At 30.1% G+C, this 485-nt stretch carries 1 tRNA gene; it reads right to left on the bottom strand.

The window, feature by feature from the left end:
- Positions 1-332 precede the first annotated feature (332 nt).
- Positions 333-404 (bottom strand) — tRNA-Glu (locus DOS84_RS18850).
- Between the last annotated feature and the right edge of the window lie 81 nt (positions 405-485).

Here is a 485-nt window from a genome sequence, read left to right on the forward strand (position 1 = left end):
AAGAATTACAATAAAAAATTTAGCCATAAAAAAACAGTTGTATAGTAAGTTTAGGATTAAGAATTATATTTGTATAACTATATTAGGATTTATTTAATAATCTGTATAGTTATTTCAGGACGGGTCATATAGTTATTTCAGGACGGGTCAGCGTTATAGATAATGTATAGCAAAGCCTAGTCAAAGGCATAGATAGTGTATGAATAATGTATGAAAAAGAAAGTACCATTTTAAAAGGCAAAAACTGCACTTGATTCTATTAAATTTTGGAGGTTTTTAAATTTTTCAGTTTACTACAAAAAAAAAACTTCTCAATTTCTTGAGAAGTTTTTTGGGCGATGAGGGGTTCGAACCCCCTACCCCTTCCGATGAAATCGGAATGCTCTGAATCAGCTGAGCTAACCTTTTTTTAAAATTAATTCTTGAATCTTAATTCTGCTTTTCCAAGATTTAATTTGTAATTCTCTCTTGTGAGCCAGTTCTTT

The sequence above is a fragment of the Flavobacterium aquariorum genome (genome assembly GCF_003254745.1).
Taxonomy (GTDB): Bacteria; Bacteroidota; Bacteroidia; order Flavobacteriales; family Flavobacteriaceae; genus Flavobacterium; species Flavobacterium aquariorum.